Genomic DNA, 25,344 nt, shown 5'->3' with positions numbered 1-25,344 from the left:
CATAACCTCGTGGGATTGGAAGACAGCGAAGCGCTGACCTTTTTACGCGACGCCATCAGCCCGCTGGGCCAGTCCGACGCGATGATCAGCAAGTTCTACACCTGTTGGTTCGCCATCGACGGTTCCGTGCGCGACATGTTCCCGCCCGATATGGCTGAGCAGCGGGCGATGTTCGCCCGCGCGCTGGACTGGGCGTTGGGCGAGTTCATCGCCCAACGCGCCGAGGAACCGATCGCCTTCCTGGCTCAGCTAGGTCGCGACCACCGCAAATACGGTGTTACCCACAGCCATTACGAAAGCCTGGCGCAGGCACTGTACGCGACGTTGACAGCAAACCTGGACGACCAGTGGACCGACGCCGTCGACGAAGCCGCGCACCAGCTGATCAACCTGGTGACCGGCGTGATGAGTGGCGCCGCGGACGCCGAGGACGGCCCGGGCTGGTGGGAAGGCACCGTCGTCGAGCATCAGCGGGTGTCCAGGGATCTCGCCGTCATCCGGTTGTATCTCGATCAGCCGCTGCCCTATCACCCGGGTCAGTACGTCAACGTCGAAGTGCCTCAGGTTCCGCGCCGGTGGCGGTATATGAGTCCGGCCATCCCAACGCAAGCCGATGGCGCCATCGAGTTCCACGTCCGTGCGGTGTACGGCGGTATGGTCAGCAACGCCATCGTCAGCGAGACCCGGCCGGGTGACCGCTGGCGGATGTCCGGCGCGCACGGTGGGCTGGAGGTCGACCGCGACGGAGAAGACGTACTCATGGTGGCGGGCAGCACCGGCCTGGCCCCGCTACGCAGCATCATCATGGATATGACGCGGTTCGGCGTGAACCCGCGGGTACACCTGTTCTACGGTGCCCGCTACCCGTGCGAGCTCTACGATCTGCGGACGCTGTGGGACCTCGCATCGACCAATCCCTGGTTGTCCGTGACACCGGTGTCGGAATACTCCTCGGATCCGCCGTGGGCCGCCGACTATCCCGACGTGCAGCCACCGCGCGGGCTGCACGTCCGGCAGAAGGGGTTGCTGCCGGAGATCATCACCCGGTACGGCAGCTGGGGTGATCGACAGATCCTGGTCTCCGGCGGGCCCCCGATGGTTCGGGCCGTCCGCGCCGCCTTGATCTCCAAAGGTGCACCGGTACAGCGTATTCAGCATGATCCACTCGAGCTCTAGCGATGGAAGGACCTGACATGTCGGCGTACCCGACCGTCACACTGCAGGATCCGTCGTCGTCGATGACGGCCACCTACGTACCGGGCGCGGGAATGATCTGCACCTCGCTGGCGGAGGACGGTGTCGAGTACCTCGGGCAGCGGCGCGGTCTGGACGCCTACGTCAGCAACGGCAAGACCATGGGCATACCGATTCTCTATCCATGGGCAAATCGTTTGAGCGCCAACAACTATGACGTCGACGGCGCAGTTGTCACCTTGACCGCAGGGGCGGGCGGGGTGCGCACCGACGGACACGGCGCACCGATGCACGGTGTGCTGGCCGCATATCCGGGCTGGGTGGTCACCGCGCAATCCGGCAACCAGGTGACCGCCGCCCTGGACTTCGGGGGCACGCCACAACTGCTGGCCGCGTTCCCCTTTCCGCACGTTCTGGTGCTGACCGCCTCATTGGCTGATCGCACGCTGACCGTCGAGACCACCGTGCGGCCGACGACTGCGGCCGCGGTTCCGCTGTGTTTCGGCTTCCACCCGTATGTGCAACTACCCGGCGTACCCCGCCAGGAGTGGCAGCTGGAATCGCCGGCGATGCGGCACCTGCCGGTGGACGAGTTCGGGCTGCCGACCGGCGCCACCGCCGAATGGGCCGGCGGCGCCCAGATATTGGCGGAAACCGAACTCGACGACGGTTTCGACCAGGTACCCGACGGTGCGGTGTTCGCGATCTCCGCCGGTGGCCGACGCGTCGCGGTGACTTTCGCCAACGGTTATCCCGCAGCGCAGATTTTCGCCCCTGGTGGTGACGATCTCATCGGCCTTGAACCGATGGCGGCGCCCACCGACGCTTTGCGCCGGGGCGCCTACCGCGTGGCGGCACCGGGGAAACCGGAAACCGCCACGTTCTCGATCAGGGTCGGCTAGCGCCTGGAGCTCAGGTTGATGCCGCGCTCCTCAAACGCTCTCCGCAAGCTCCGAGGGTTATCGTCGACTGCGGGGCTGCCAGACCACCAGGGCTGTGCTCTTCGCCGGCGGAGTGACATCGCGACGCTGGCTTGCCCGCAGTTCCTCGACCTCGTCGGCCATCTCCATGAGCCGGGCCTTGAGTGCCTCGACCTGGTTGGTCAGTTCGATAACCCGTTTGATACCAGCCAGATTGACGCCTTCATCCTGCGAGAGACGCTGAACCTCACGCAGCAGTTCCACGTCACGCTGGGAGTACCGCCGCCCGCCGCCGGAGCTGCGCCGCGGGCTCACCAAGCCGAGCCGGTCATACTGGCGCAGCGTCTGCGCATGCATGCCGGCCAGCTCGGCGGCCACCGAGATCAGGAAGGTCCGAGCGTCGTCACGAGCCTCGCTTGAGGAGCTCATAGCCGATTCCCGGCCCATCCTGCCCGCGGATCGAACCCGCTGGCCCGCTCGGCGGCCTGATAGGCCTCGAGCGCTTCCAGTGCCGGGCCCTCCAGGCTCGGCGGTACCGCGACCTTCACGGTGACCAGCAGGTCGCCGTGTCCGCCGCTGCGCTTGGGCACTCCCCTGCCGCGAACCCGCAGGATCCGGCCGTCCGCGGTGCCCTTGGGCACCCGCACACCGACCTTCCCTTCCAGGGTTGGGACGGAAAGCGTTGTGCCCAATGCCAGTTCGTGGAAACTCACCGGCACGGTGACCGTCAGATCGTCCCCGTCACGACCGAACACCTTGTCGGGCCGGACGTGCACGGTGACGTAGAGGTCACCAGATGGTGCGCCACGGAGACCGGCTTCGCCTTGCCCGGCGAGCCGGATCCGCTGCCCGTCCTCCACACCCGGTGGGATGCGCACGTTGATGGTGCGCGACCGCGTCGTGACGCCAGTGCCTTTGCACTCGTCACACGGGTGCTCGATGATCGAGCCGCTGCCGCGACATTCGGTGCAGGGCTCGGAGAATCCGAATGCGCCCTGATTCCGATTGACGACACCGGCACCGTTGCAGTTCGGGCAGACCTTCGGGCTGGTTCCTGGCCGGGCGCCACTGCCATGGCAGTTGGTGCACGGGGCGGGGCTGGTGAGCCGGAGCGGCATCGCCACCCCCTTGGTGGCTTCCAGGAAGTCGAGTTCGGTCTCGGTCTCCAGATCGTTACCCCGACGGGGCCGACTCGGCCGCGGCTGGGCGCCGCGACCGAACAGACCACCGAACAGGTCACCGATATTGTTGCCGCCGGTCTGGCCGGCCGCGTCGAAGAGATCGTTCAGGTTGAACTCGGCGCCGTCAGTGCCGGCGCCGAAACCACCGAAGTTACCGCCTGGGTTTGCACCTGCCCGTCGACTGAAGCCGCCGCCTGCGAAGAGTCGACGGGTTTCGTCGTACTCCTTGCGCTTGGCTTCGTCGGACAGCACGCTGTGCGCCTCGGAGACGCGCTTGAAGCGTTCTTCTGCGGTCGGGTTGTCCGGGTTTTTATCAGGATGCAGCTCAGAGGCCAGCTTGCGGTAGGCCTTCTTGATCTCGTCGGTGCCGGCATCAGACGGGACGCCGAGCTCCTTGTAGAAGTCCTTTTCCACCCATTCTCGTTGGGCCATGCAGCGTCACCTCCTTACCTGTTCACTGACGTAATTAACTTGATTCTGGGGCCTGCGGCGCATTGGTGCTGTCGTTCGGAGCCGTGTCAGTTACCTCGACGGCGTCGACGACACCCACCATCGCGTGGCGCAGCAGATGATCTCCGAGCTTGTAACCCTGTCGCATCACAGTCCCGATCACCGGGTTCGACCCGTCGCCTTCGTGCTGCACAGCTTCATGCAGTGCCGGATCGAAGGGGTCGCCCTCCGCGCCGAACGATGTCAGACCGAGACCGCTCAGTGCGGTGTCCAACTTGTCGGAGACGCTGCGGAGTGGGCCGGCCTCCAGATCGCCGTGCGTGCGCGCGCGGTCCAGATCGTCCAGTACGCCCAGGAATTGGGAGACCACCGCAATCTTGGCCCGGTCGGCAGCAGCTTGCTCCTGACGCACCGAACGCTTGCGGTAATTGTCGTACTCGGCCTTGACCCGTTGCAGGGTTGCCTTCAGCTCGGCGGCCTCATCGTCGACAGCCGGAGCCGGAGCCCCCTCCGGCACCGGCCCACTGGGGGCCGGGCCGGAGGGCGTCTCACGAACTTCGCCCGTCTGTGGATCGATGCGCCGTTTGTCGGTGACTGTCACCGGCTCGTGCGGATCGCTCACTTCTTCTCCTGGTCATCCTCGTCGTCGACGACTTCGGCGTCCACGACATCGTCGTTGGACGATGACGAGCTTCCGCCGTCGAAACCACTGGCAGCCTGCTCAGCCTGGGTGGCCTCGTAGATCGCCTGGCCGAGAGCCTGAGACTCCTGACCGAGCTTCTCCATCGCCGTCTTGATGGCGGAGATGTCGCTGCCGGCGAGCGCCGTCTTGGCTTCGGAGATGGCACCGTCGACCTTGGTCAGCGTGTCCTCGGATACGGCAGGACCACCCGCCCCCTCTTTTGGTTCACGCTGCTCTTTGACGAACTTCTCCGTCTGGTAGACCAGCGATTCGGCCTGGTTGCGAACGTCAGCCTCTTCGCGACGCTGACGGTCCTCCTCGGCATGCGCTTCGGCGTCCTTGATCATCCGGTCGATCTCCTCCTTGGAAAGGCCGGAGCCTTCCTGGATCTTGATCGTGTTCTCCTTGCCGGTGCCCTTGTCCTTGGCCGTGACGTGCACGATGCCGTTGGCGTCGATGTCGAAGGTGACCTCGACCTGAGGCACGCCGCGCGGAGCCGGCGGCAGGCCGGTCAGCTCGAAGGAGCCGAGCAGCTTGTTGTGCGCCGCGATCTCGCGCTCGCCCTGATAGACCTGGATCTGCACCGAGGGCTGATTGTCATCGGCCGTCGTGAAGGTCTCGGAGCGCTTCGTCGGGATGGTGGTGTTGCGTTCGATGAGCTTGGTCATCACGCCACCCTTGGTCTCGATACCGAGACTCAGCGGTGTGACGTCAAGCAGCAGAACGTCTTTCACCTCACCCTTGAGCACACCGGCCTGCAGGGCAGCGCCGACCGCGACGACCTCGTCGGGGTTGACGCCCTTGTTGGGCTCCTGGCCACCGGTCATTTCCTTGACCAGCTCGGAGACCGCGGGCATCCGGGTGGAGCCGCCGACCAGCACGACGTGATCGATATCGGAGACCGGGATACCGGCATCCTTGATCACGGACTGGAACGGGTTGCGGGTGCGGTCCAGCAGGTCCTGCGTGATGCGCTGGAACTCCGACCGGGTCAGCTGCTCGTCGAGGAACAGCGGGTTCTTGTCGGCGTCGACGGTGATGTAGGGCAGGTTGATCGAGGTGCTCTGGCTCGAGCTGAGTTCGATCTTCGCCTTCTCGGCCGCTTCACGCAGCCGCTGCATCGCCATCTTGTCCTTGGTCAGGTCGATGCCCGCACTGGACTTGAACTTGTCGACGAGCCACGTCACGACGCGCTCGTCCCAGTCGTCGCCACCGAGGTGGTTATCACCGGAGGTCGCGCGGACCTCGACGACACCGTCGCCGATCTCAAGCAGCGAAACGTCGAACGTGCCGCCACCGAGGTCGAAGACCAGAATGGTCTGTTCCTTCTCGCCCTTGTCCAGGCCGTAGGCCAACGCGGCCGCAGTGGGCTCGTTGACGATGCGAAGCACGTTGAGGCCGGCGATCTGGCCGGCTTCCTTGGTGGCCTGACGCTGCGCGTCGTTGAAGTACGCAGGAACGGTGATCACCGCGTCGGTGATGTCCTCACCGAGGTAAGCCTCGGCGTCCCGCTTGAGCTTCTGCAGCACACGCGCGCTGATCTCTTGTGGGGTGTAGTTCTTTCCGTCGATCTCCACCGACCAGTCGGAGCCCATGTGACGTTTCACCGAACGGATGGTCCGGTCGACGTTGGTCACTGCCTGGTTCTTGGCGGGCTGTCCGACCAGCACCTCGCCGTTGCGCGCGAACGCGACGACCGACGGGGTGGTGCGGGAGCCCTCAGAGTTTGCGACGACGACGGGGTCTCCGCCTTCGAGCACTGCGACGACGGAGTTGGTGGTCCCGAGGTCGATACCGACCGCACGAGCCATAGTTACTGCCTCCTGATTAGCCTTATAGGGGTCTGAGTGGACCGGGCTCAAGTCTGCACTCGTCGACGTCTTGCTGTCAACCCAGACTTGAGTCTGATTCACTCAGGTTCAGAAGGCACAACGGGGGGTTCTACGAATTTGTTCCCGCACGCTGAGGTTGGTCCAAGCGCCCTGGGGAGAATCTCCGCGCCTATGAAGTGGCTGCATGTCATTGAGGTCGTGCCGTACTGGTCCATGCGGCCGCAGCCGAAGCGGTAGGCGGTTCACTGCCGAAATGCCGGTTCTCTCGGCGAACTGTATGAGCCTGCTGGGGGCACCACCTTCGATGCCGCGATACCGCCGCCGTCGGCTGGCGCCACCTCACCGTCACTGTGTCGTGCACCCTCGTCTTTCATCGGAAGCCGAGTTCATCCCTCGTAGCGCCGGGGCACCTATAAACCGGGTGTAGCGAATACGAAGAGGGCCATGAAGGCGACGTTGATGAAGAACGCGGCTTCGACAAGACCAACGGTGATCAAGAATGGCGTGAACATGCGGGATTGGGCTTCGGGCTGGCGGGCGACGCCCGCGACGAGTTGCGCGCCGGCCATGCCGTCACCGATTCCGGCTCCGATCGCGCCGCCGGCCATCATGACTCCACCGCCAAGGAGTCCTCCGGCAGTGATGATCGCCCTGACGATTTCGGGATCTGCGGCCATGGCGTCCTCCTAGTGAGTGGATTGGTGGAGCAGGTTTTCGACAGTGGCGACCACGCGTGCGGAACCATCCTCGCCGGTGATTTGCGCGGCGAGTTGCTTTACTTTCTCCACGATTTGGCGGTCAGTGACGGCCGTGCGGATGGCGTCGGAGAGCTTGTCTGCGGTCAGTGCGCGTTGCGGGATCGTCGCGGCGCAGGCGCCAAGTTCGTGCAGTCGCCGCGCCCAGAAGGGTTGATCACCGGCGGGCCCGGGCAGGGCGACCGTAGGGACACCGGCGCGCAGGCTCGCGGCGGTGGTCCCGGCGCCGCAGTGGTGTGCGACGGTGGCCATTTGAGGGAAAAGCCAGTGGTGGGGTGCTTCGCCGATCGTGAGAATGTCGTCGCCGGATACCTCGAGGCCAGCCCACCCGGCTTGAACGACACCGCGCATACCCGCCTGCCCCAGCGCACCAGCAATGATGACGGCAAGCTGTTCGGCACGAGGTGCGGTGATCACGGTGCTGCCGAGGCCGATGAACACCGGGGCTGGGCCGGCGGCCAGGAAATCGGTCAGCGCCTGCGGTGGCTGCCATCCCGGTGTCGGCGGCGGCCACCAGTACCCGACGACCTGCAGGTCGGCCCGCCAATCGGCCGGTCGCGGCAGCACGGCGCTCGAATAACCGTGCAGAATAGGCCAGTTCGCCTGAGTGCGCCGACGTCGCAACACGCGCGCAGAGATCTTGGGCAGCCCGAGATCGCGACGGAACCCGGCGACCACCCCGCCGTAGAAGCGGTCGATGACCCACCCGGCGGTATCGGCCGCCGTCCGGTTACCCACGGCACCCATGGACCAGGCGCCTAACACGGTCGGCGGGTAGGCGGCGGTGGCCGACAGAGGCTGCAGTCGCACGCCTAACGACGGGATTCCCTTGGCTTCGGCCAGCGGGTGACCAGCCAATTCCGACATCGGCGACAGAAGCAGGACGTCGGCGGGTATATCGCTCAACGCGTCCAGAATTAACTGACCTGTTTTGCGCACTCCCCGAGGCATGAAGATCGCGGCGAGAGTCTCTCTTGAAGTCGCGTCGGCGTGATCGCTACCTGGGGTGAAGTCAGCAGGCAGCTCACGAAATTCCAACCCGCACTCCGTGATCAGGCCGGCGAACGGAGTGTACGCGGCCACGACGACCCGGTGCCCGGCCTGCTGCAGGGCCACCCCCACCCCCGCAAGAGGGGCGACGTCACCGCGGCTGCCGACAGCGGCAATCGCCACGGTGCTCATTGCCCGCTGCTCACGACGCACCCGAAGATCTCGACCAGGTCTTCGCCGTAATCTCTTGCGTCATAACCAGGTTCGCGCAGAATCTTCTCCACCACGGAGTTGACGGCTCCGCGTAGCGCCATCGCCGTCGACTCAAGGGGAAAATCGCCGAACTCGCCGTTGCGCTGGCCGGCAGCCAAGATGGCCATGGGATCGAGCACGGCCAGCTGCTCGGCGACCTCCGGGCTAAGTCCGAGCTCATCGAAGCGCCGTCCGTCGCCAGGCTGAAAGTTCGTCGCCGTCGAGGTCAGCGCCAGAAGCGCAGCTCGGTGCGTGCCGAAATACCCCATGCAGGAGCGAATGTAGGCGTTGAGCTTGCCTGTTGCGGTGCTCTCGGCATCCAACGCCGGGACCACCAGCGCAAGCATAGTTCGGTACATGTGCTCGACGATCGCGTCGACGAGATTGTCCTTGCTACCGAAGTGGTACAGCACCGCACTCATCGCGATACCCACACGATCCGCAATCTTGCGGATCGACGCCTGCGAGTAGCCCACCTCGGCAATCACTTCGATCGCACAAGCCACGATCTGCGCCTTACGCGCAGTCCGGGTGAACGACTCCGGCCGCTCGTCCTTGGATCCCATGAGCCGACCATAGATCGGCAGAACCAGGAATAGTAGAGGTGATCTAATTTCAGATCACCTGATCAAAGGGCAGTACCTCGTGGCAGTGACCCCTGATCGGCGTTTCCACATCGGTGACATGCCCGTCGCGGATCACCGCCGTTCCACGCCGGCAGCACTTCTGAGGATTCGGACACGTTAGCGAAAATCGGCCACCGCCACGTTAATGACAATCCCCAGGTCGGAGCAGCGGCATGCCGACAAGATCAGCGACTTCCTACAAGTTCGTTCAGGTAGCGAACTACTCTCGTACCGGAGACAGCAGGTGAGACCCCGGTGATACGGACGTTCACACCACTCAGGGCGACGAGTTCCATCCTGGCCCTGACGAGAACTACCAAGGACGATTGACCGTGTTGCGTCCATACCCCCACCCGGCGGCAAGTGTGCGGTTAAATCGCTCGACTTTCCCGATGGCCTGTGGCCGGCATGGCCGGGTCCGCTTGTGCGTGACGGAGCCGAGAGTTCAGCGAATAACTGTGAGCGGTAACATGATCCGTTGTCGGTGAGCACTCGTGAGACAGTGACCGAGTGTGAGGTGAAGAAGGCATTCGCCCGCAACCAGAAGGCCGCGGCGCTCTCTTTGGTTTCGTCGCCGAGAATCTCTGAGTACGCCAACGGGGAGTGATCATCGACCGCGTGATGCAGATACGAGCACCCCATTGCGCCGACCGGCCTGACGGCCAACCTTGCGGTGCCCACCACCGTCGGGGATGCGCCCGAGCTTCTCGATGTCGATATGCACCAAATCGCCGGGCTCGGCGTGTGCATACCGGCGGGGCTTCTCACGGCGCATCACCAGGCCGGAATTCTGATCCACCCTGGCCAAAAGGGCCATCGCAACTTGTCGCAGGACCGCCATATCCGACGGTCACGAACCCGTCAGGTGACGACCAACGGTAACGGCCGACCATCTGGCCGACCGCTACCCGTTGATTCCGTCGCCTACTCGACAAACAAGGCATCCACTCCCGGACGACTAGCGCGGCGCGTTTGAAAGCCTGCGCAATCCATCCTTCTCTACGACGTAGTTGTCCTCGATTTTGAGGACAACCCTGCGGTCACCAATCTGCACTGTTGTCTCTGGTTCGAGTGCGATGACATCTCCGATGCGGAGGGTCGCGTCCTCGTCGAGGAAGTCGGGCAAATAGATGGTAGGCGGTTCGGCCAGTCGCAGACCAATCCCATGGCCCATGGAGTACGGCGTCGGAGGGTATCCGTATCTTGTCAGGTTGTTGTTGATCTCAACGTGAAGCCTGGATGCTCGCACGCCTGGGCGCGCTAGTTGTTCGCCGAGTTCGAGCGCATTGAGAAGACACCGGTACGCCTTTTGAACATCTTTGGAAGGTTCTCCGACGAACCCAACACGCGCCAGGTCGGAAGCGTAGCCGCCAACGCCGTAGCAGCCGATATCGAACATGAACGCGTCGCCTGGCCGTAGCAGCGTCCCGTCGGGATACCAGTCGCCGCTGAGTTTTCGAACGTTGCACACGCCATGCGAGTACCCCTCGACACCGGCCTGAAGCTGGGACGCGGCTGCCGCGGCGAGGAAGTCGTAGTCTCGTACTCCTTGTTGGCCGGCCTGCAGGGCCGCTTCCACAGCGCGCGAGTTGACTTCGTTCACCGCCTCGAGTAGCCGGATCTCGGCTGGAAGCTTCTCCCGGCGAATCGTGTACAGCTCACGCTCCACCGGCTGCCAACCAATATTGGGAGCGAGTTCAGCGAGCGCTGTAACGACGTTGCCACTGAGACCTTCGAGACCGACTCTGCGCGCACCTCCCAGGGTAAGTAGCCGACTGATGCGGCGAGCCCACGCTTGAGGGTGTAGACCAGCCGGCGCCCACGCCGGCGCCGCTTGCAGCGTCCGGACTGACAGGCCTGGAAAAGGTTGCGGCACTTCTTCATCTGTGTACGGCACGAAGAGATCTGACTGACCCTCACGGTCGATGACGAGCGCGAACCATCCGCTGCTTTCAGGGGCGATATAGGTGCGCGCGCCGGTCGCGTAGCGGATAGTGTCCGGGCCGGCCAGCACCAGGTGGTCCAGCATCAGCTCTCCCATCATGGTCTGCACCCGCTGCCACCGTTGGCGGCTCAGCCCCGCTTCGTCGATGTTCGGCCATTCGAAAACTGTCACTGTTTTGCACTTTCCGTGTTGGTAGAGCCTGAGTTTGTCTCGGTGGAGCCCGACTGTGACGAGCGCGGGCCGGCGTCGTCCTCGTCGGCGATATCGGCGTCGTGCAAGCCGAATTCCATGCGTCGTCGCACGATTGAGAGCACTATGCCCCCGAGGACCAGGATCGCGGCGAGCACGATGACGACCGCCCACTGCAGCACCACGTCGGGGCCCGAGACCGCCTCGCGGGGCCACGCGATGTTCACCGTCTCAAACGCGACCCATGCCAGCGCGAGGACCAGGATTGGCGTCGACCATGAACGCAGCGAGAACAGCGATGGCCGCCACCGCCGTTTCACCCGAACGATGAACGCGGCCACCAAAACCATAAGGAAGGTCAGGTACCAGCCGCCGATGGTGTAACTCACGAGGACGTTGTAGACGTTCGAACCGCTGACAAAGAAGAGGATCGCCACAGGCACGATGGTGACCAGGATTGCGTTCACGGGTACGCCCTGTCGCGTGGACAGGGTGCCGAGCCATCGCGAAGCTGGCAACGCTCGGTCGCGCGCGAATGCGTAGAGGACACGGGAGATGCCCGTCTGAAGACCCAGGCAGCACGCGGTGAAACCGAGCGCGAAGATCGCATTCGCAAACGCGGTGACCACCGGTCCAAGGTGAGCGCGGAAAGTCTCGTCGATCGGGTCGGCGACAGCACCGGAGCTTACGGCGCCCAAATCGGGGATAGCGCTGACCAACGCGAGGCTGGAGAGGAGCACGATCGCGCCAATGCCGAGGAGCGAGTAACGCAGCGCCTTGGGAACGTTTCGTCGCGGGTCCTGCACTTCTTCGGCCACGGCCCCGGCGCTTTCGAAGCCGAGGAAGGACCAGCCGGCGAGAGCGAGCGCGAGCGCGAATCCACCTGTCCCCCAACCTGAGGTGAAGATCACCGAGATAGGGTTGACGTGGAAGAAGATCAACAGAACCAGAGCGAGTCCGATCGATCCGATCACCTCGGCGACGATGCTCACGACGATCATGATCCGCAGTGGCTTGCGGCCGAGCATGTTTGCGACAGTGCAAAGCGTGACGATGATGAGCGCGCCGGTGATGCGGCTGGCCGGGCTCGACATGTCGATGCCGAACGCCGATCCCCAGTAGCCAGCACCTCCCACGGCGACGGTGGCCATGGCGATCAACACGGTCCACATGTAGACCCAGCCGGTCATCCATCCGTATGTCGGGCCGAGCAACCGGCCTGCCCACTGATACAGGCTGCCCTCGTACGGGTATTTCGACGCGACCTCGCCGAGGGCGAGGGAGACGAGGTATTGACCCAGTAGGGCGACGGGAAGCGCCAACAAGAAACTGGGTCCTACCAGCACCATCGCGAGAGCGAACACGCCGTAAACCGCGACGATTGGCGACATATAGGCGAACGCCAGAGAGAAGGTGGAGAACAAGCTGAATTCGCGGCGCAACCGCGGTGCAGGTGAATTCATGGGAAGGCTCCAGGGGTTGGGGACGGGGCGGGTTTGGTGCAGGGCGCTCCTACGCGCGGCGGGTGCCCGCGACCCAGGTGCCGAGCACCCGGATTGAGCGGATATCGTGGGGATCCCGGCGGCGCGGGTCGTGGTCGAGCCACACCAGGTCGGGCGCGGTTCCGGGTCGCAACGTGCCGCGGGTCGCGTCGGCGAAGGCCTGGCGGGTAACGCCGAAGGAGTAAGCTTCCAGCGCTTCGGTGATCGGGATGCGTTGTGCGGGAGTCCATCCCGCAGCCGGCACTCGATCTGCGGTCTGACGGGTGACCGCGGTAGCGATCCCTGGACGCCAATCGTTGTCGCTGACCGGCCAGTCACTGCCGAAGGAGATGTGGGCGGTCTCCAGCAGCGTACGTATGGGGTATTGCAGCTGCTCGCGCTCGGGCCCGAGGCGAGGAAGGGTGAGGCCGACCATGACCGGGTCGAGCTGCGCCCACAGCGGCTCGAAGTTCGCAGTGACGCCGAGCGCCGCAAAGCGTGGAAGATCGGCGGGATCGGCCAGCTGCACGTGCGCTATGACTGGACGCCGGTCGCGGGGTCCGTTGGTCCGCTCCACATGTTCGAAGATGTCCAGCGAGGTGCGGCAGGCGGCGTCACCGATCGCGTGCAGATGCAGCTGGAAGCCAAGGCGGTCGAAGACAACGGCGGCCTCGGCCAGCTGAGTGGCGTCCCAGTTGGGCAGGCCGCGGTCGCCGACGACGTCGTTGTAGTCCGCGAGCAGCGCGGCTGTGCGGTTTTCGACGATCCCGTCGACGAAGATCTTGACTGTGGCGGCGGTGAGCAATGGGTCGGCGAGTTCCTCAACGCGGCGGCGTATGTCAATGAAGTCGGGTACCTGATCTCGCCATCGCAGCGGGTCAGCCCGCAGAGCGAGGTTGACGCGGGCACAGAGTAGGGCGCGTTCGGCAGCAATTAGGTAGGCGTCCACGTCCGCCGGCTCTACCCAGGCGTCCTGGATCCAGGCCACGCCGAGCGCTGAGTATTCGGCTGTGGCGAGACGGATCGCCTCGACGCGCTCCTCGGTCGTCCGGCCGGGTTCGACCGGCCGGAGCAGGTCAACGGCGCCGGGCTCCTGAAGGATGCCCAGCGGCGTCCCGTCTGGGCGGCGAGGGATGCGCCCGAGCGGCGGCTCCGGCGTATCGGCGTTGATGCCGGCGCGGCGTAGCGCCTCGGAGTTGACCCACACCGTGTGGTAATCCCAGGCACGCAGCACGACTGGGCGATCGAGCACGGCGTCATCGAGCCAGCGGGCGTCGAACAGGCCCTCGGGGACGAGTGCGGCGTCGTAGCTGCCGCCGTAGATCCACTCCTGCTCGGGATGCCCGTCCGCCCAGTCCTTGACGCAGGTGACGATCTCAGCCACAGTGCTGCACCCGCGCACCTGCGGGCCAAGCTTCTCGAGCCCGCCCAGTATGGGATGAGCGTGCCCATCACCGAATGCCGGGGCCAGCACGCCGCCAGCCAGGTCAACCACCTCGTCCGCCGCGTCGCGCAGCGCGAGCGCGTCCGCATCGAGGCCGACGATCCGCCCATCATCGACGGCCACCGCACGACTCTCGTGCGCGTCTGCGCGATAGCTGGACAGGACCGTGCCGTTGACGAAAACGGTGGCACCCAACTGAACCTCCAACATTCCAACACTAAAAATGAACGGCGTTCGTTAATGTCGTCAGATGTTAGGGCACTGTGGCACCGGAAGGGAAGAGCCGCCGATGAATTCGATCTCACTCTGAGCGCTAGGGTGACATCCATGCCGAAGGCGAAGGGCGAAGCAGGGGCGCAACGGCCGACCCGCAGGGTCGGTCGTCCGACCACCACCGTGCTGACCCGCGACCTCATCGCGACGACCGCCTTGCGGCTGCTCGATGAGGCAGGGACCGAGGACTTCACGATGGCCGAGCTCGGCAAGGCGCTCCGTGTGCGACCCAGTGCCCTTTACAACCACGTCGACGGCAAGGACGAGGTCATCGCGGGCATCCGCGAGCTCATCAGCGACCGCATCGACGTCAGCGCGTTCGCGACCGAGCCTTGGGACCACGCGATGTTGCACTGGGCACACTCATACCGGTTCGCTTTTGCCAGGCATCCGCCGACCATCGCGATGCTCGCCACGCTGCCGGTCAAGGGCGCCAAGCGCACGATGCGGATGTACGAGACCGTGGTCTCCGCCATGGTCGATGCCGGCTGGCCTGAGTCGGAGGTGCTGCAGACGATCGTGGCCGTCGAGTCGTTCATCCTCGGCTCCGCTCTCGACGCTGTCGCACCCGGCGACATGTTCGACCCGATAGGTGCAGAGGAAGAGGTCCCGGCCTTCACCTCCGCGTACCGGGCCCGCGAGGAAGCGTTGACCGATAGCGCTCCAGCAGACATAGCGTTTCAGGTCGGAATCGAGGCGCTGGTTGCAGGTCTGCGCATCCGGTTTGCGGCGTTACGCGGTGCTACCACTGAGAACTCGCGTGAGGTGCGGTCTCGTTCAACCACCCCGCCGCCGTGCAATAACCGCGCCGTGAACACCTGATATGCCCCCGAGTTTGCGCAATTAGACGCCACTCGTCGCAGGTCAGCTGGTAGCGCGTAGAGTCCCCGAACTGACATCGCGCGTACCGGTGCAACACCCGAAACATGGCTATCCGCAATAAGGTTGCGCCGACGACTCAGGAGCGTCTCGGATCCGCTCGGGCCGTTTACGGCCCCCAGTGCCCATCCAGCCATTGTTCGAATGTTTGCAATTGCGGGTCGAGTTCAGCGGTCAGCGCACGATCTGCTTGATAGGACGGGGGTGTGGCGAACCACGTGAACATTGCCTGCAGGTCGTCGTCGCCGGAGGCCGTGGGCGGCAACGCTTCAAACCGTGCGGGCAGTCCCGCTTGGCGTCCGAAGACGTCGGCGATTTGGGAGCCCGTCAACTCGTCGCCGGCGATCTCTACCGCCCCGGTGGGTACCCGGGACGGCGCGATGAGCACGGCAGCCGCGACTGCGCCGATGTCGTCGACGGCCACCATTTGCAGTGGAACGCCGTCGGGCATCGGCAGGCGCACGACGGTGACGCCGTCCTCGGGCACCGACGACTGGCTGCGCAGGTTGTCGTAGAAGAACGTCGGCCGCACGAATGTGGCCGGCAATCCAAGACTTTCGATGTGTTCCTCGACGCGGCGTTTGCTCTCGAAGTGCGGGATTCCGGTGTGTCGCTCCGCGCCACCCACCGAGCTGTACACGAGATGCTCGACACCGGCGGACTTGGCCGCATCTGCGATGAGGATGCCGTCGTTGATCTCACCGGTCGTGCCTCGGCCCGAAGTCATCGTGGTCATTGCGAACACCCGCGCAGCCCCGTCGAAGGCCGTCCGGAGGCTCGCCGGGTCGTCGAAATCGGCAACGGCCAGCTGGGCTCCGGCGGCTGCGAGGGACTGCGCGGCCGGTCTCTCCGGGTCGCGGACCAGCGCCCGTACCGTCGCCCCGGCGTCCAGGAGGGCCCGCGCGGTAGCGCCGCCTTGCTGTCCGGTTGCTCCGACAACGGCGAACACGCCAGATAGCGCCACGTTCTTCTCCACTCACGAGGTACAGCAGTTGCGTCGGCGCGGGTGCAGCGACGCCCAGTAGCGGACGAAATATTCCGTATAACGGTAGGGTAGGTCGCTTACCGGTGATAGGCAATGCGAGCCGCGCCGCCGCGTGGCCCACAGGCGGTGCGGGCGTGAAACGGGAGTTGACGTGACCGCTTTGAGGCCCGGACCGCCACGACTCCGCACACCTCGACGACGGCCCAGCACCCTACGGCGGTGGCCCCGGATCGTCCGGATTGGGTCGGGCCATCTGTCCCCCGCCCCAGGGACGCAGGATGTCGGCCAGGGATGCGATCTTGACGAATGCACTTGCCGTGAAAGCGAATTCGTCATCCAAGGTAACCAGTGCGTCGGCCTGGAGTTGGGTCAGTGCGATGTACTCGGCCCGGTGGATGTCGGGCCAGTTCAGTTTGACGGCTAGTCGCCAAGCATGGTCCTCCAGCGATCTGTCGCCGAGATACCGGATCCGTAGACCGCGAACATCGTCGAGGATTTTCCGGCCGACCCCTTCGTCGATCTCGCCGCGGCGGACAGATTCGTACACCAGGGCGAGCGTCTGCGAGCGCAGCAGCGTGGGAGCCGTCAGGCTGTACTGCGGCGAAATGGTCGCTTCGCCAGTGGCGAGGTGGATGGCCACCTGTGCATCGATGACAAATGTGGTCATCGACGCACTTTCAGATTGACCACCGACGTTCCGACGGCCGACGTGGAGCCGCACCCGCACGTGATCGCCGTCGTCGATCCCTTCAGAACGGCGCAGCGCCACCTTCAGCGGTATCAGGTACACGCCGTCCTTCGGCATCAGTGATGTCGTGACCTCGGTGGCGCCGATGCGGACTTGCGCAGGGATGCCACCCCAGCCGTATGTCAGCTCGCCGAGATGAGCGTGCAGGAAGTCATCGACATGCGCGGGCGCGGCGACGAAAAAGTACGGTGCGGGGCCACGCCACTGGAACACCTCGGCGTCGAATTCCCAGTCCACGGCACCACGTTAACGGCGCAGAAGCTTCGGCGCGCGCGGTTTACGGACGGACTGGCTGCGCCGGCCAACCGTCGACGACCGCGCGATAAGCGCCGTTTTGCCATCCGCTTGGCGCCCTGTTCGAGGTTGTAAACCGCCGCAGCTGTGATGGCAGCCCGCGCCAGTGCCGAGATTGACACCAGGGCTGCGGCCGGTGCCGAATCAGGCCCCTGATGTCAATCCCGCGTGCAGTGAATACGTCTCGCATGTGAGTGCCGTACGTTGGCCGGCTGTGGGGGATCTCGTTGGTCGATCTGGACACGTGGGATGCGGGATCGAATCGCGCAGTAGCTACCGGCTCGACAACCGCGCAAACAACTCCGCGGCTGACATGACACGTCCGGTCGCCGACTGGCAAAGAGCCACCTTGGTCGGTGCGGTGGTCGGCGGAGTTTTCTGGGGGCTGGCTGCGAGAGCAATCTTGGTCTCGAAGGCTTCTGCGACGGCGATCACCGCGATCTGTGTTGCCATAGTGATCGTGATGATCGTGGGGGCATCCATGAACCGCCGCAGTACTAGTTGTATGAGGCCATGACGTTGGTGACACCGTGAGTGAGTCGTGATGCCGGTGGCTGACCGTCGGTGGCGGAGTGTGGTCGGTGGTAGTTGAAGTGGATGTTCCAGATCTTCAGGGCGTCGGCGCGTTGGGCTTCTGAGGTCCAAGTGCGGGCATAGAGGAACTCTTCTGCCAGGATGCGGTTGTAGCGCTCTACTTTGCCGTTGTGCCGCGGGGTGTAGGGCGCGATTCGCTGATGACGTGCCCCGTGAAGGACGTGAGCGAAATCCTTGGCTCGGTAGCAGGCGCCGTTGTCGGTGACGATCCGTTCGATCCGGTCGATGCCGTGGGCGGCAAACCATACGCGAGCGCGGTGCATGAAACCGATTGCGGTGATGGCTTTTTCGTCGGGTAGTGCTTCGGTGTAGGCCAACCGCGCATAGCCGTCGATGGCGGAGTGCAGATAGACGTAGCCGGCTCGGGCGCCCGCGGCGGTGGTTCGGGCGACGGCTTTGGCGTGTGGGCTGCCCTTTCCGTGCACCCTCCAGCCGCCGCCGTCGGGGATGCGGCCGACCTTCTTCACGTCAACGTGAACCATGTGGCCGGGTCGGCGTGCGGTGATGGGACGTGGCGCACGATTCGGCTCCCCGTTGGGGTCGATGAACCGTCGCCGGTTTAGCCCGAGCGCGACCAGGTGCCGAGATACGGTGCGGCGGCTGATCGCTACGCCTTGAGCGTTGAGTTCGAAGGCGATCCGGGTCGCCGACCACTTCCGCGTGCGGCGCATCGTCTCGATCACGGTGATTGTCTGCGCAGCAGTCGCGGCGGGTTGACATCGCGGAGTGGACGAACGGTCTTCCAAGCCCATCTCGCCGAACTGACGAACCGGTTGACCCACTTCGAGGCACACGCCCGGGAGATCCCCATCTCGGCGGCCACGTGGGCGATCGGACGCGTCTGACAGCGAGCGACGAGACGGCGTCGGCCCTCAACGGACAATGGGGCGTTGCGGTGAGTCATCGAGTGGCTCCGGTCGTGGACGTGTGGTGGTCGCTGCCTCGAGATTGGGCTCTGTGGGGTGCCAGGGCGAAGAATGTCAGGACCGCACCGACGGCCGACAGGGCGGCAAGCGCCAGCCCGATGGTGTGGAAGGCATTGGTGATGCCTTCGGTCAAGGCAGCTGAATGGGCGGGGTCAAGGTGTCCTTGGATCGCTTGCCCGGCCAGTGCTGAAGCGTAGTCTGCGGCGACGCCGTGGCTGCTCAGGTCTCGGGCAGTCAGGGTGGTCAGGACCGCCGCGGCGGCGGCGATCGCGACGGACTCCCCGGTGACGCGCATGGTGTTGAAGATCCCTGCCGCCGCCCCGGCGTTGCTGACAGGGACGGTGCTGACGGCAGCGTTGTCCATGACCCCAAACGCCAGGCCCACGCCCGCACCGAACGGCAACAGCGGCAACGCAAGCATCAGCCATGATCCGTCGCTACGCAGTGTCATCAACAGCAGGGCACCGATCACGATGAGAACGGAGGCTCCGGTCAAGACCATCCTGACCGACGTCCGAGCGGCTAGGTTGCTGGCGATCAGGGGTAGGACCAGTACCGGCGCAGTCATCGGGAGCAGCAGCAGGCCGCTGGCCACCGTGGTGTGCCCGGCAACGCCTTGAAGATAAATGGTGAGGTAGACCAACAGGACCACGAACCCCAAAGAGACAGTGAAGGGTTGAAAAATCACGGCAACGAACTCGGGTTTGCGGAAGAGTCGGACATCGAACATCGCCCGCTCTGCCATGTGAAGTTCCACCACCGCGAACAGGGCTATCAAGGCCACCGCGCCTGCCAGTAAGAACAGCGTGCCCGCCGCGGCCCAGCCGGTGGTACTCGCTGCGACGAACGCAAAGGAAAGACACGTCAGCCCCGCCGTGAAAAGCACCAGCCCGGCCACGTCGAATGCGGGCTGATCGGGATTGCTAGATTCCGGTGCCCGCGTCCCGCACAGCAGTGCGGGTAGGGAGATCGCAGCCAACAGGAAGAACACCGACCGCCAGCCGGCGGACTGCACCAGTGCACCGGCGGCTAGCGGGCCAATGGCCAGACCTGAGCCAAACGATGCCCCGAGGATGCCGAAGGCGAGGTGTCGGCGGCGCCCGGTGGTGGCGTGCGCCAAGACCGCGGCCCCCGACGCCAAGACCGACGCGGCCCCGGCTCCTTGGATGACGCGCGCAGCAACGACCACAGCCATTGACGGGGCCACCGCCACCACCAAGGACATCAGCCCGACCATGGTGATGCCCGACAACAGGATGCGTCGCCTTCCCCACCGATCTGCAAGGCTCCCAAAGGCCAGGGGTAGGGCGGCGAAGGTGATGTTGAAGCCGTTGAGCACCCACTGTCCGGAACTGACGGGTGCGCCCAGATTCGCCGCCATGGTGGGCAATGCCATCGCCGCCCCGGTGATCGAGAAGGGCAGCAGCATGCTGGCTAGCGCGATCGCCACCATCATTGGCCAAAATCCGTTTCCGGCCTGGTCGGTCATCGGAGCTGGCTCCTGGGTCGGGATATCAGCGGTGCGGGCAGTACCCGCTCGTGAAGAGGACATGGTGTCGATCGTCAGCGCCGGGGATCCTCGGATGAAGAGACGGTGATTCCCTGGGTATGACAGGACCACCTTCAGAACACCCCAGCCGCGGTGTCGCGGTCATACTGAATTCGATGTCCGACACGCACGCGACCAGCACGACCCTCGGCGGCTACCTACGCGCGCGCCGTGCCCTGGTTTCTCCCGCCGATGTCGGCCGCACGTCGACCAGCAGACGCAGAGTTCCCGGACTACGGCGCGAAGAAGTCGCCGAATTGGTCGGCTTGAGCACCGACTATTACGTACGACTGGAACAGGGACGTGCCGACCGACCCTCCGACGAAGTACTCGACGCGCTCTGTCGAGCGCTGCTTCTCGGATCCGCCGAACGCGCCCACCTCTACGACTTGGCAAGGCCGGTCCGACGCAGGCCCACCCGAGTGATCGCTGACCACCCGCGCACGCTGCGCGACCCGCTCCGCCAGATGGTCGAAGCAATCCCAACCACACCCGCGATGATCATGAACGACCGAAACGACGTGTTGGCGTGGAATCACCTAGCGGCGGCCCTGATCGCCGATTTCCCTAACCTTGCTGTCCAAGAACGCAATATGGGACGCCAGATCTTTCTGAACCCCCAGTCCAAAGTTGTGCACCCCGATTGGGACGACGCAGCCCGCACCACGGTGGGGATGTTGCGTATGGCAGCCGGACGTCACCCACGCGATCCCGAACTCGTCCAACTCGTTGGCGAACTCTCACTGAGCAGCCCCAGCTTCCGCACCCTCTGGGCATCTCACCACGTCCATCAAAAGACGCACGGCCCCAAACGATTCCACCACCCAGACCTGGGCGATATCGACCTGCGATACGAAACATTTCAACTCCCCGACGCCGCCGATCACTTGCTTGTCATTTACACCGCCACTCCGGGTAGCACCTCAGAGGAAGCACTCAACTTTCTCGGGAGCCTCACGGCCGCATCGCCAAAGACTCCCCACAACCCCAACACCCGCTCGGTCTGATACCGCGGACCCGAATGCGGGCCGGTTTTCATGCCCACGCACCGAGCTCATCCCGAACCGACCCGGCGTGTTCGGAAAGCCTGGTGCACACCGCCCACTCAGCCGCGCTGACCGCGATCACAACGTTCGCGCCTCGATAAAGAAGCATCCCCGGAGGCCCGTAAGCAACGTCATGACCCGCAACAACTAGTACGTCCAATCGCACCTTCGGAATTGGCTTGGTCCTCGCCCCACCTACCGGTGCGGCGCCCGTGATCGCCGTTTGGCCGCCTGGCCTTGTGACCCAAGCGATCTCCTAGAGAGGGTGACGACCGTGGGTACACCCCCGAAGTCTCAGGTCGCGAGGAACAGCATCCGATTGCATTGCTGACCGAACTGTTCGTCGGCTTCGCATCGGTCATTCTGACTTCGGATTCTTATGGCCGCTTGCCCCGCTGTTTCCCGCAGGTTTAGCCTGGGTGTTCCCATTCAAGAACCATTGGTATGTGGCCCGTGGCGCGTTCTATGCGTGCCTCGGGGTTGTCGCGTTCGAAGCCGTATTCGTGCCGATCCTCTTACTGAGCTGACAACTCGAGTACTGCTACGCAGAAGCGCGTGGCGATCTTGACGTGTCTCCCCCACGGCCGCGGGTTTGATGCGATGCATTGGGGGTGACTCCAGCTCCGCGGGATCGATTACTCAACGATGCTCAGTGGGAGCGGATTTGAACGCTGTTCCGTCGAACGCGGCCAAACGTGGGCATCCGTGTGGTGACGACCGGCGGGTGGTCGTCGAGCAGCCCCTCGGACGCTCGCTCGCGCACGGCCTGTTCGAGGTTGTTCCTCCCAGAAACAACAGAGCCGGCAACCTCGCGGGTCACCGGCTCTTGTGCGAGTACGCCTCGCGTCAGCGATTCTCACCCTCGTGGCGTTGGGCAATGGCCAACAATTCCTTGCGGAAGGTGGAGTCGGGGAGGCTGCCGATACGGGCGTAAAGACGGCGCCGCTCCCGTGCTCGCTTGATGGTGGCGCGGTACTGCGTGATGGACATTTTTTTCTCTCACTCCTTGGTAGACCCCCTCTATGGTCCTTGTTAACTGCATGTAAATCAAAAATCTGACGTATGAGATGCGCCACCCTGAGGGGGCCTGAACAGCCGATTCAAGAATTTTCAAGAATTTTCCAAGCACGTCCGACAACCCTGTCGAGGTGCAATCGCCACTCACCGACAGCCGAGAGTCTCCGCTGCAGCGCTTATGGGAGGACGCACGCCGGCGCCCGACCCGCCTGCGTCCGGGCCATCTCTGGGCCCCCTTACTCCCACTCGCTCTCCTAGCCTGGATCGGCGCGGCGATCATGCTGGCCTTCGGCTTCATCCCGGGTGTGTTCACACCGGTGGAAGGCAGCCTCTACGACGGTCAGTTGCCCTTCAACTACTCGCCGATCTGGCCGCTGCTGGCCGGCATCGCCGTGGGCTCGGGTGCGGCGGCCACCGGCTACGTCGTGACTTCCACCGGCGTGGACCACCCTCGACACCACGTGCTCCTGGCGTGGTGTGCGGGTGTCGCGACTCCCCTGATCCCGCTCCTCGTGCTGGCGATCGACCGTTCGTGGATGGCGATTCCCGCCGCTGCCGCGTGGTTCGCAGCCACGGCGATCGTGATCGCGTTTGTCCATGTGCGGCATCGGCCCCCCGCTCCGTGGCTGGCCCTGCTACTGGCCGTATTGGTTGCGGCGCCGTGGATCCCGGCCATCTACGCGAATCTCCGGTTCGGACGGGCTCTGCGCGCCGACCCGCCGATTCCCGAACCCGAACTGCTCAAGATGTTGATCGCCGACATCTCCACCCAGACTTACGTTCCCGGTATCGCCCTGGCGTTCGTGGCGGCAATGTCGACCGGTGGCGTTGCGTTGGCGGCACATTCGCGATCGGCGGTCGCGCATCGAATCTCCGAACATCGTGGCGGGTGGTGGGCGACCGCGCTGCTCTGCGCCGCCGCGGTAGGAGTCATTGCTCTCGAAGTGTCTGGGATCGGCGGGATCTCGTCGGGGTTCCTTGACGACTACTGGGGCCTCGGCGACCTGTGGACCTGGCCACACGCCATCGTGGTCGCCCTCGCCATCACGCATGTGACGAGACGTTCGTTCCGGTCTCCTCTGGAGCAACGCGGCGACGTGGCAACGACTTTGGCAGTGGGGGTCAGTGCGCTCTCGGGGCATATCGTGATCGCCGTCGCCATGGTCGTGAACCTCATCGCGAGCGCCGTCATCGGGCCGTTGCACGATATCGTGCCGGTGCCCGCTGAACTCGGTCTGGTAATCGCATGGGCAGCAATGGCTGCCTTGATTCCCATCGCCGTATCGGCGCGCTGGAGCGGCACGGTCGGGAGGGCCGTCGCCAGGGTGAGCCTGTTGTTCCTGATGCCGGTGTACATCGGTGTGATGGGCCAACAGGCAGGCATGGACTGGCCCCGGGCTTTCTGGGCCAAAGCCCCCCAAGTAGCCATCTGCCTGACCGTAGTCGGCTGTATCGCAGCACTTTTCGGCAGAAGATACTTCTCGGCCGAGATGATCAATCGGCTGGTGTTGGTCCCATTGCTGATCGTCAGCGGCACGTCATGGCTACCGAGTCTCATTGCCACTCCGCTCACGCCGGTCATCGCCGTCACAGCTGCACTGTTCGCCTTACTGTGGGCGATGCCACCGGCAGCGCTGGACCGGAACGAGCACAGTGGCGTCGTACTCACGGTGTCGGCGCAGCTGTTACTGGTGGCCGCCGCGGCGGCCGTCGTGACCCGCCTGCCCGATGTGGCCGCTGACGATCCGACGTTGGCGCTGCTGCTGTTCAGCGTTCCGTTGAGCACTCTGTTGTGCGCCAAGGTGACGAGTAACGCCGCCTGACATGTTCAGCATGACAGCGGAGGACGTGTTCGCTATCAAAGGTCGGGGGCGTCGCAACTGGTCGGGTCCAGAGCGGATCGCTGCGCGTCGGCGATCTGGTGCAGATCGACGGCGGTGTTACCGCCCGGGTGGAGGCCATCGAGAAGTTCCGCAAAAAGCTCAATGAGGCGACGGTCGGCGGAACCCTCGGCAACGTCAGCACCGGCGAAAAGGTGACTGGCGCGCAGCGAACACTCAGGTAAATTCGCTGCCTGTGGGGATTGGATTGGCGGACCTGGAACGGTGGGACCCAGGATCCATCCGAGCGGTAGCCGATGCGGCTACCAAGCGTGCGAACGACACCCGCGAGGCGGCACACAATCAAGCCGCGACCATCCTTGGCTTGGAATGGCAGGGTTACTCACGCGAAGCCGCCATGCAAATGGCCCAGAAGATCAGCGCCAGCATGGTGCAGCACGCCGACGAATGCGACCAAGCCGCCAAGACCGTCCGTGGCGCGGCTTCCCAGGTGGAGTCCATCAAGGCGGAGTGGAGCCCGGATTCAGCACATGGCCGATCGGTGGGGGATCACCATCGATTCCGCCTCGGGAATGTTGCACCCTCCCCACTCCACCGATCCCGATGAACAGGCGGAGATCGAGCACCACATGAGCATCGTTCATGACGCCATAGTCGATCTCCTGCGGAAGGCGGATTCGACCGACCAGAATCTCGCCACAGCAGTCAATGGCGCGATCTCCGACATGGCCGATGCTCTGGGCACGGATTCGATCACCTCTCCCGAAGATGCGCGCAAGACGGTCGAGGAAGGCTTTCGGCATCGCAGATGCCGCAGGCACTCCTGGAACCGACCTAGTCTCAAAGACATTCGAGGAAGCTCTCCTCGGCGACCAGCCCAAGGGCGAGTGGCAACCGCACAACATGCCTCATCTCAATGAGGGGGACGCCGGCAGCGACGTACTCAACGCATTCATCAACCGCGGCGTGACGGTCCAGCAAGCGGACATTGGGAACGGACTGTTGGCTCCCGCAGACGATGACCACCCGACGCCTTACGTGCGGTCATTCACTGAATACAACGAGTGGGCGAAGGAAAATTCGGCGCCACAGGATTTCGGGACCTACAAGGATTTGATCAACTCATCGCTTACGGCAACTGCAGTACCTGCTGTCCGTGGCCATGAAAAGGTATCCACTGGTGGCCAAGTCGAGGTATCCAGTTTTGGCCAGATAAAAGTATCCACCCCGTGTTCGTCGTGTCGATCAGGA

The 25,344-nt window shown here is 64.3% G+C and carries 23 protein-coding genes and 2 pseudogenes; 7 read left to right on the top strand and 18 right to left on the bottom strand.

The window, feature by feature from the left end; genetic code table 11:
* The first annotated feature begins 9 nt into the window (after positions 1-9).
* Complete coding sequence (locus H7J73_RS29240) at positions 10-1,176, top strand: FAD-binding oxidoreductase (protein ID WP_264071322.1); 1,167 nt, start codon at positions 10-12, stop codon at positions 1,174-1,176.
* A 17-nt stretch (positions 1,177-1,193) separates the two neighbouring features.
* A complete protein-coding gene (locus tag H7J73_RS29235; RefSeq protein WP_264071321.1) occupies positions 1,194-2,096 on the top strand; it encodes an aldose 1-epimerase in 903 nt (300 codons plus the stop codon).
* 57 nt (positions 2,097-2,153) lie between these two features.
* Here the strand turns inward: H7J73_RS29235 and H7J73_RS29230 are convergent, their stop codons facing one another.
* From H7J73_RS29230 to H7J73_RS29180, 11 genes and pseudogenes are all read right to left on the bottom strand, one after another.
* Complete coding sequence (locus H7J73_RS29230) at positions 2,154-2,543, bottom strand: heat shock protein transcriptional repressor HspR (RefSeq protein WP_264071320.1); 390 nt, start codon at positions 2,541-2,543, stop codon at positions 2,154-2,156.
* Positions 2,540-3,727 carry a molecular chaperone DnaJ gene (dnaJ, locus tag H7J73_RS29225; RefSeq protein WP_264071319.1) on the bottom strand — a complete coding sequence of 396 codons (1,188 nt, stop codon included), beginning with the start codon at positions 3,725-3,727 and terminating at the stop codon, positions 2,540-2,542. Before dnaJ ends, H7J73_RS29230 begins: the two co-directional genes overlap by 4 nt.
* Positions 3,728-3,761: 34 nt before the next feature.
* Positions 3,762-4,367: a nucleotide exchange factor GrpE gene (gene grpE / locus H7J73_RS29220; RefSeq protein ID WP_264071318.1), complete on the bottom strand. Its 606-nt coding sequence runs from the start codon at positions 4,365-4,367 to the stop codon at positions 3,762-3,764.
* Positions 4,364-6,238: a molecular chaperone DnaK gene (gene dnaK / locus H7J73_RS29215; protein WP_264071317.1), complete on the bottom strand. Its 1,875-nt coding sequence runs from the start codon at positions 6,236-6,238 to the stop codon at positions 4,364-4,366. The genes grpE and dnaK overlap by 4 nt, the downstream gene beginning before the upstream one ends.
* 431 nt (positions 6,239-6,669) lie before the next feature.
* Positions 6,670-6,936, bottom strand: coding sequence for a F0F1 ATP synthase subunit C (locus H7J73_RS29210; RefSeq protein WP_264071316.1), 267 nt, complete (start codon positions 6,934-6,936; stop codon positions 6,670-6,672).
* A 9-nt stretch (positions 6,937-6,945) separates the two neighbouring features.
* Complete coding sequence (locus H7J73_RS29205) at positions 6,946-8,196, bottom strand: glycosyltransferase (RefSeq protein WP_264071315.1); 1,251 nt, start codon at positions 8,194-8,196, stop codon at positions 6,946-6,948.
* A complete protein-coding gene (locus H7J73_RS29200) occupies positions 8,193-8,822 on the bottom strand; it encodes a TetR/AcrR family transcriptional regulator (protein ID WP_264071314.1) in 630 nt (209 codons plus the stop codon). Before H7J73_RS29200 ends, H7J73_RS29205 begins: the two co-directional genes overlap by 4 nt.
* Before the next feature lie 397 nt (positions 8,823-9,219).
* Positions 9,220-9,717 (bottom strand): annotated as a pseudogene (locus H7J73_RS29195) (DDE-type integrase/transposase/recombinase); the annotation flags it as partial.
* Positions 9,718-9,840: 123 nt separating this feature from the next.
* Complete coding sequence (locus tag H7J73_RS29190; protein ID WP_264071313.1) at positions 9,841-10,998, bottom strand: M24 family metallopeptidase; 1,158 nt, start codon at positions 10,996-10,998, stop codon at positions 9,841-9,843.
* On the bottom strand, positions 10,995-12,479 hold the full coding sequence (locus tag H7J73_RS29185) for an APC family permease (protein WP_264071312.1): 1,485 nt from the start codon (positions 12,477-12,479) through the stop codon (positions 10,995-10,997). Before H7J73_RS29185 ends, H7J73_RS29190 begins: the two co-directional genes overlap by 4 nt.
* Before the next feature lie 49 nt (positions 12,480-12,528).
* On the bottom strand, positions 12,529-14,151 hold the full coding sequence (locus H7J73_RS29180) for an amidohydrolase (protein ID WP_264071311.1): 1,623 nt from the start codon (positions 14,149-14,151) through the stop codon (positions 12,529-12,531).
* 117 nt (positions 14,152-14,268) lie between these two features.
* Here H7J73_RS29180 and H7J73_RS29175 point away from each other — a divergent pair, with 117 nt between their 5' ends.
* Positions 14,269-15,036 carry a TetR/AcrR family transcriptional regulator C-terminal domain-containing protein gene (locus H7J73_RS29175; RefSeq protein WP_264071310.1) on the top strand — a complete coding sequence of 256 codons (768 nt, stop codon included), beginning with the start codon at positions 14,269-14,271 and terminating at the stop codon, positions 15,034-15,036.
* A gap of 166 nt (positions 15,037-15,202) precedes the next feature.
* Here H7J73_RS29175 and H7J73_RS29170 read toward each other — a convergent pair whose 3' ends face one another.
* The 5 genes and pseudogenes from H7J73_RS29170 to H7J73_RS29150 form a co-directional block, all read right to left on the bottom strand.
* Positions 15,203-16,057, bottom strand: coding sequence for an NmrA/HSCARG family protein (locus tag H7J73_RS29170; RefSeq protein ID WP_264071309.1), 855 nt, complete (start codon positions 16,055-16,057; stop codon positions 15,203-15,205).
* A gap of 232 nt (positions 16,058-16,289) precedes the next feature.
* Positions 16,290-17,063, bottom strand: a complete 774-nt coding sequence (locus tag H7J73_RS29165) for a type II toxin-antitoxin system VapC family toxin (protein ID WP_264071308.1) — start codon at positions 17,061-17,063, stop codon at positions 16,290-16,292.
* 330 nt (positions 17,064-17,393) lie between these two features.
* On the bottom strand, positions 17,394-17,603 hold the full coding sequence (locus H7J73_RS29160; RefSeq protein ID WP_264071307.1) for a hypothetical protein: 210 nt from the start codon (positions 17,601-17,603) through the stop codon (positions 17,394-17,396).
* Between the two features lie 14 nt (positions 17,604-17,617).
* A pseudogene (locus tag H7J73_RS29155) lies at positions 17,618-18,618 on the bottom strand (IS481 family transposase).
* The gene (locus H7J73_RS29150) at positions 18,615-20,192 is read right to left on the bottom strand and encodes an MFS transporter (protein ID WP_264071306.1); all 1,578 of its coding nucleotides are present in this window, start codon (positions 20,190-20,192) and stop codon (positions 18,615-18,617) included. Before H7J73_RS29150 ends, H7J73_RS29155 begins: the two are co-directional and overlap by 4 nt.
* 113 nt (positions 20,193-20,305) lie before the next feature.
* Here H7J73_RS29150 and H7J73_RS29145 point away from each other — a divergent pair, with 113 nt between their 5' ends.
* Positions 20,306-21,196 carry a helix-turn-helix transcriptional regulator gene (locus tag H7J73_RS29145; protein ID WP_264071305.1) on the top strand — a complete coding sequence of 297 codons (891 nt, stop codon included), beginning with the start codon at positions 20,306-20,308 and terminating at the stop codon, positions 21,194-21,196.
* Between the two features lie 885 nt (positions 21,197-22,081).
* Here the strand turns inward: H7J73_RS29145 and H7J73_RS29140 are convergent.
* Entirely contained in the window at positions 22,082-22,225 is a 144-nt protein-coding gene (locus tag H7J73_RS29140) for a hypothetical protein (protein ID WP_264071303.1), read from the bottom strand.
* A 158-nt stretch (positions 22,226-22,383) separates the two neighbouring features.
* Between H7J73_RS29140 and H7J73_RS29135 the strand changes: the two genes are divergently transcribed.
* Positions 22,384-24,075: a hypothetical protein gene (locus H7J73_RS29135; protein ID WP_264071302.1), complete on the top strand. Its 1,692-nt coding sequence runs from the start codon at positions 22,384-22,386 to the stop codon at positions 24,073-24,075.
* 98 nt (positions 24,076-24,173) lie between these two features.
* Entirely contained in the window at positions 24,174-24,317 is a 144-nt protein-coding gene (locus H7J73_RS34045) for a hypothetical protein (RefSeq protein ID WP_435405599.1), read from the top strand.
* 276 nt (positions 24,318-24,593) lie between these two features.
* Here the strand turns inward: H7J73_RS34045 and H7J73_RS29125 are convergent, their stop codons facing one another.
* A complete protein-coding gene (locus H7J73_RS29125; RefSeq protein ID WP_264071301.1) occupies positions 24,594-24,896 on the bottom strand; it encodes a hypothetical protein in 303 nt (100 codons plus the stop codon).
* A gap of 100 nt (positions 24,897-24,996) precedes the next feature.
* On the opposite strand from H7J73_RS29125, the gene H7J73_RS29120 reads away from it, so the two are divergent.
* Positions 24,997-25,344, top strand: a 348-nt coding sequence (locus tag H7J73_RS29120; protein WP_264071300.1) for a hypothetical protein, incomplete at its 3' end; no start/stop codon positions are given.

Source organism: Mycolicibacterium komossense (genome assembly GCF_025822605.1).
GTDB classification, from domain to species: Bacteria; Actinomycetota; Actinomycetes; order Mycobacteriales; family Mycobacteriaceae; genus Mycobacterium; species Mycobacterium komossense.
Note: the sequence above shows the minus strand (reverse complement) of the source record. Positions and strands in the feature narration are given on the sequence as shown.

Coding starts and splice junctions, on each gene's coding strand:
- H7J73_RS29175 (WP_264071310.1), top strand. CDS start 14,269: ATGCCGAAGGCGAAGGGCGAAGCAGGGGCGCAACGGCCGACCCGCAGG.
- H7J73_RS29200 (WP_264071314.1), bottom strand. CDS start 8,822: ATGGGATCCAAGGACGAGCGGCCGGAGTCGTTCACCCGGACTGCGCGT.
- H7J73_RS29180 (WP_264071311.1), bottom strand. CDS start 14,151: ATGTTGGAGGTTCAGTTGGGTGCCACCGTTTTCGTCAACGGCACGGTC.
- H7J73_RS29230 (WP_264071320.1), bottom strand. CDS start 2,543: ATGAGCTCCTCAAGCGAGGCTCGTGACGACGCTCGGACCTTCCTGATC.
- H7J73_RS29185 (WP_264071312.1), bottom strand. CDS start 12,479: ATGAATTCACCTGCACCGCGGTTGCGCCGCGAATTCAGCTTGTTCTCC.
- dnaJ (WP_264071319.1), bottom strand. CDS start 3,727: ATGGCCCAACGAGAATGGGTGGAAAAGGACTTCTACAAGGAGCTCGGC.
- H7J73_RS29125 (WP_264071301.1), bottom strand. CDS start 24,896: ATGCCGAAAGCCTTCCTCGACCGTCTTGCGCGCATCTTCGGGAGAGGT.
- dnaK (WP_264071317.1), bottom strand. CDS start 6,238: ATGGCTCGTGCGGTCGGTATCGACCTCGGGACCACCAACTCCGTCGTC.
- H7J73_RS29140 (WP_264071303.1), bottom strand. CDS start 22,225: ATGTCCATCACGCAGTACCGCGCCACCATCAAGCGAGCACGGGAGCGG.
- H7J73_RS29235 (WP_264071321.1), top strand. CDS start 1,194: ATGTCGGCGTACCCGACCGTCACACTGCAGGATCCGTCGTCGTCGATG.
- H7J73_RS29210 (WP_264071316.1), bottom strand. CDS start 6,936: ATGGCCGCAGATCCCGAAATCGTCAGGGCGATCATCACTGCCGGAGGA.
- H7J73_RS29145 (WP_264071305.1), top strand. CDS start 20,306: ATGTCCGACACGCACGCGACCAGCACGACCCTCGGCGGCTACCTACGC.
- H7J73_RS29205 (WP_264071315.1), bottom strand. CDS start 8,196: ATGAGCACCGTGGCGATTGCCGCTGTCGGCAGCCGCGGTGACGTCGCC.
- H7J73_RS29160 (WP_264071307.1), bottom strand. CDS start 17,603: ATGGATGCCCCCACGATCATCACGATCACTATGGCAACACAGATCGCG.
- H7J73_RS29150 (WP_264071306.1), bottom strand. CDS start 20,192: ATGTCCTCTTCACGAGCGGGTACTGCCCGCACCGCTGATATCCCGACC.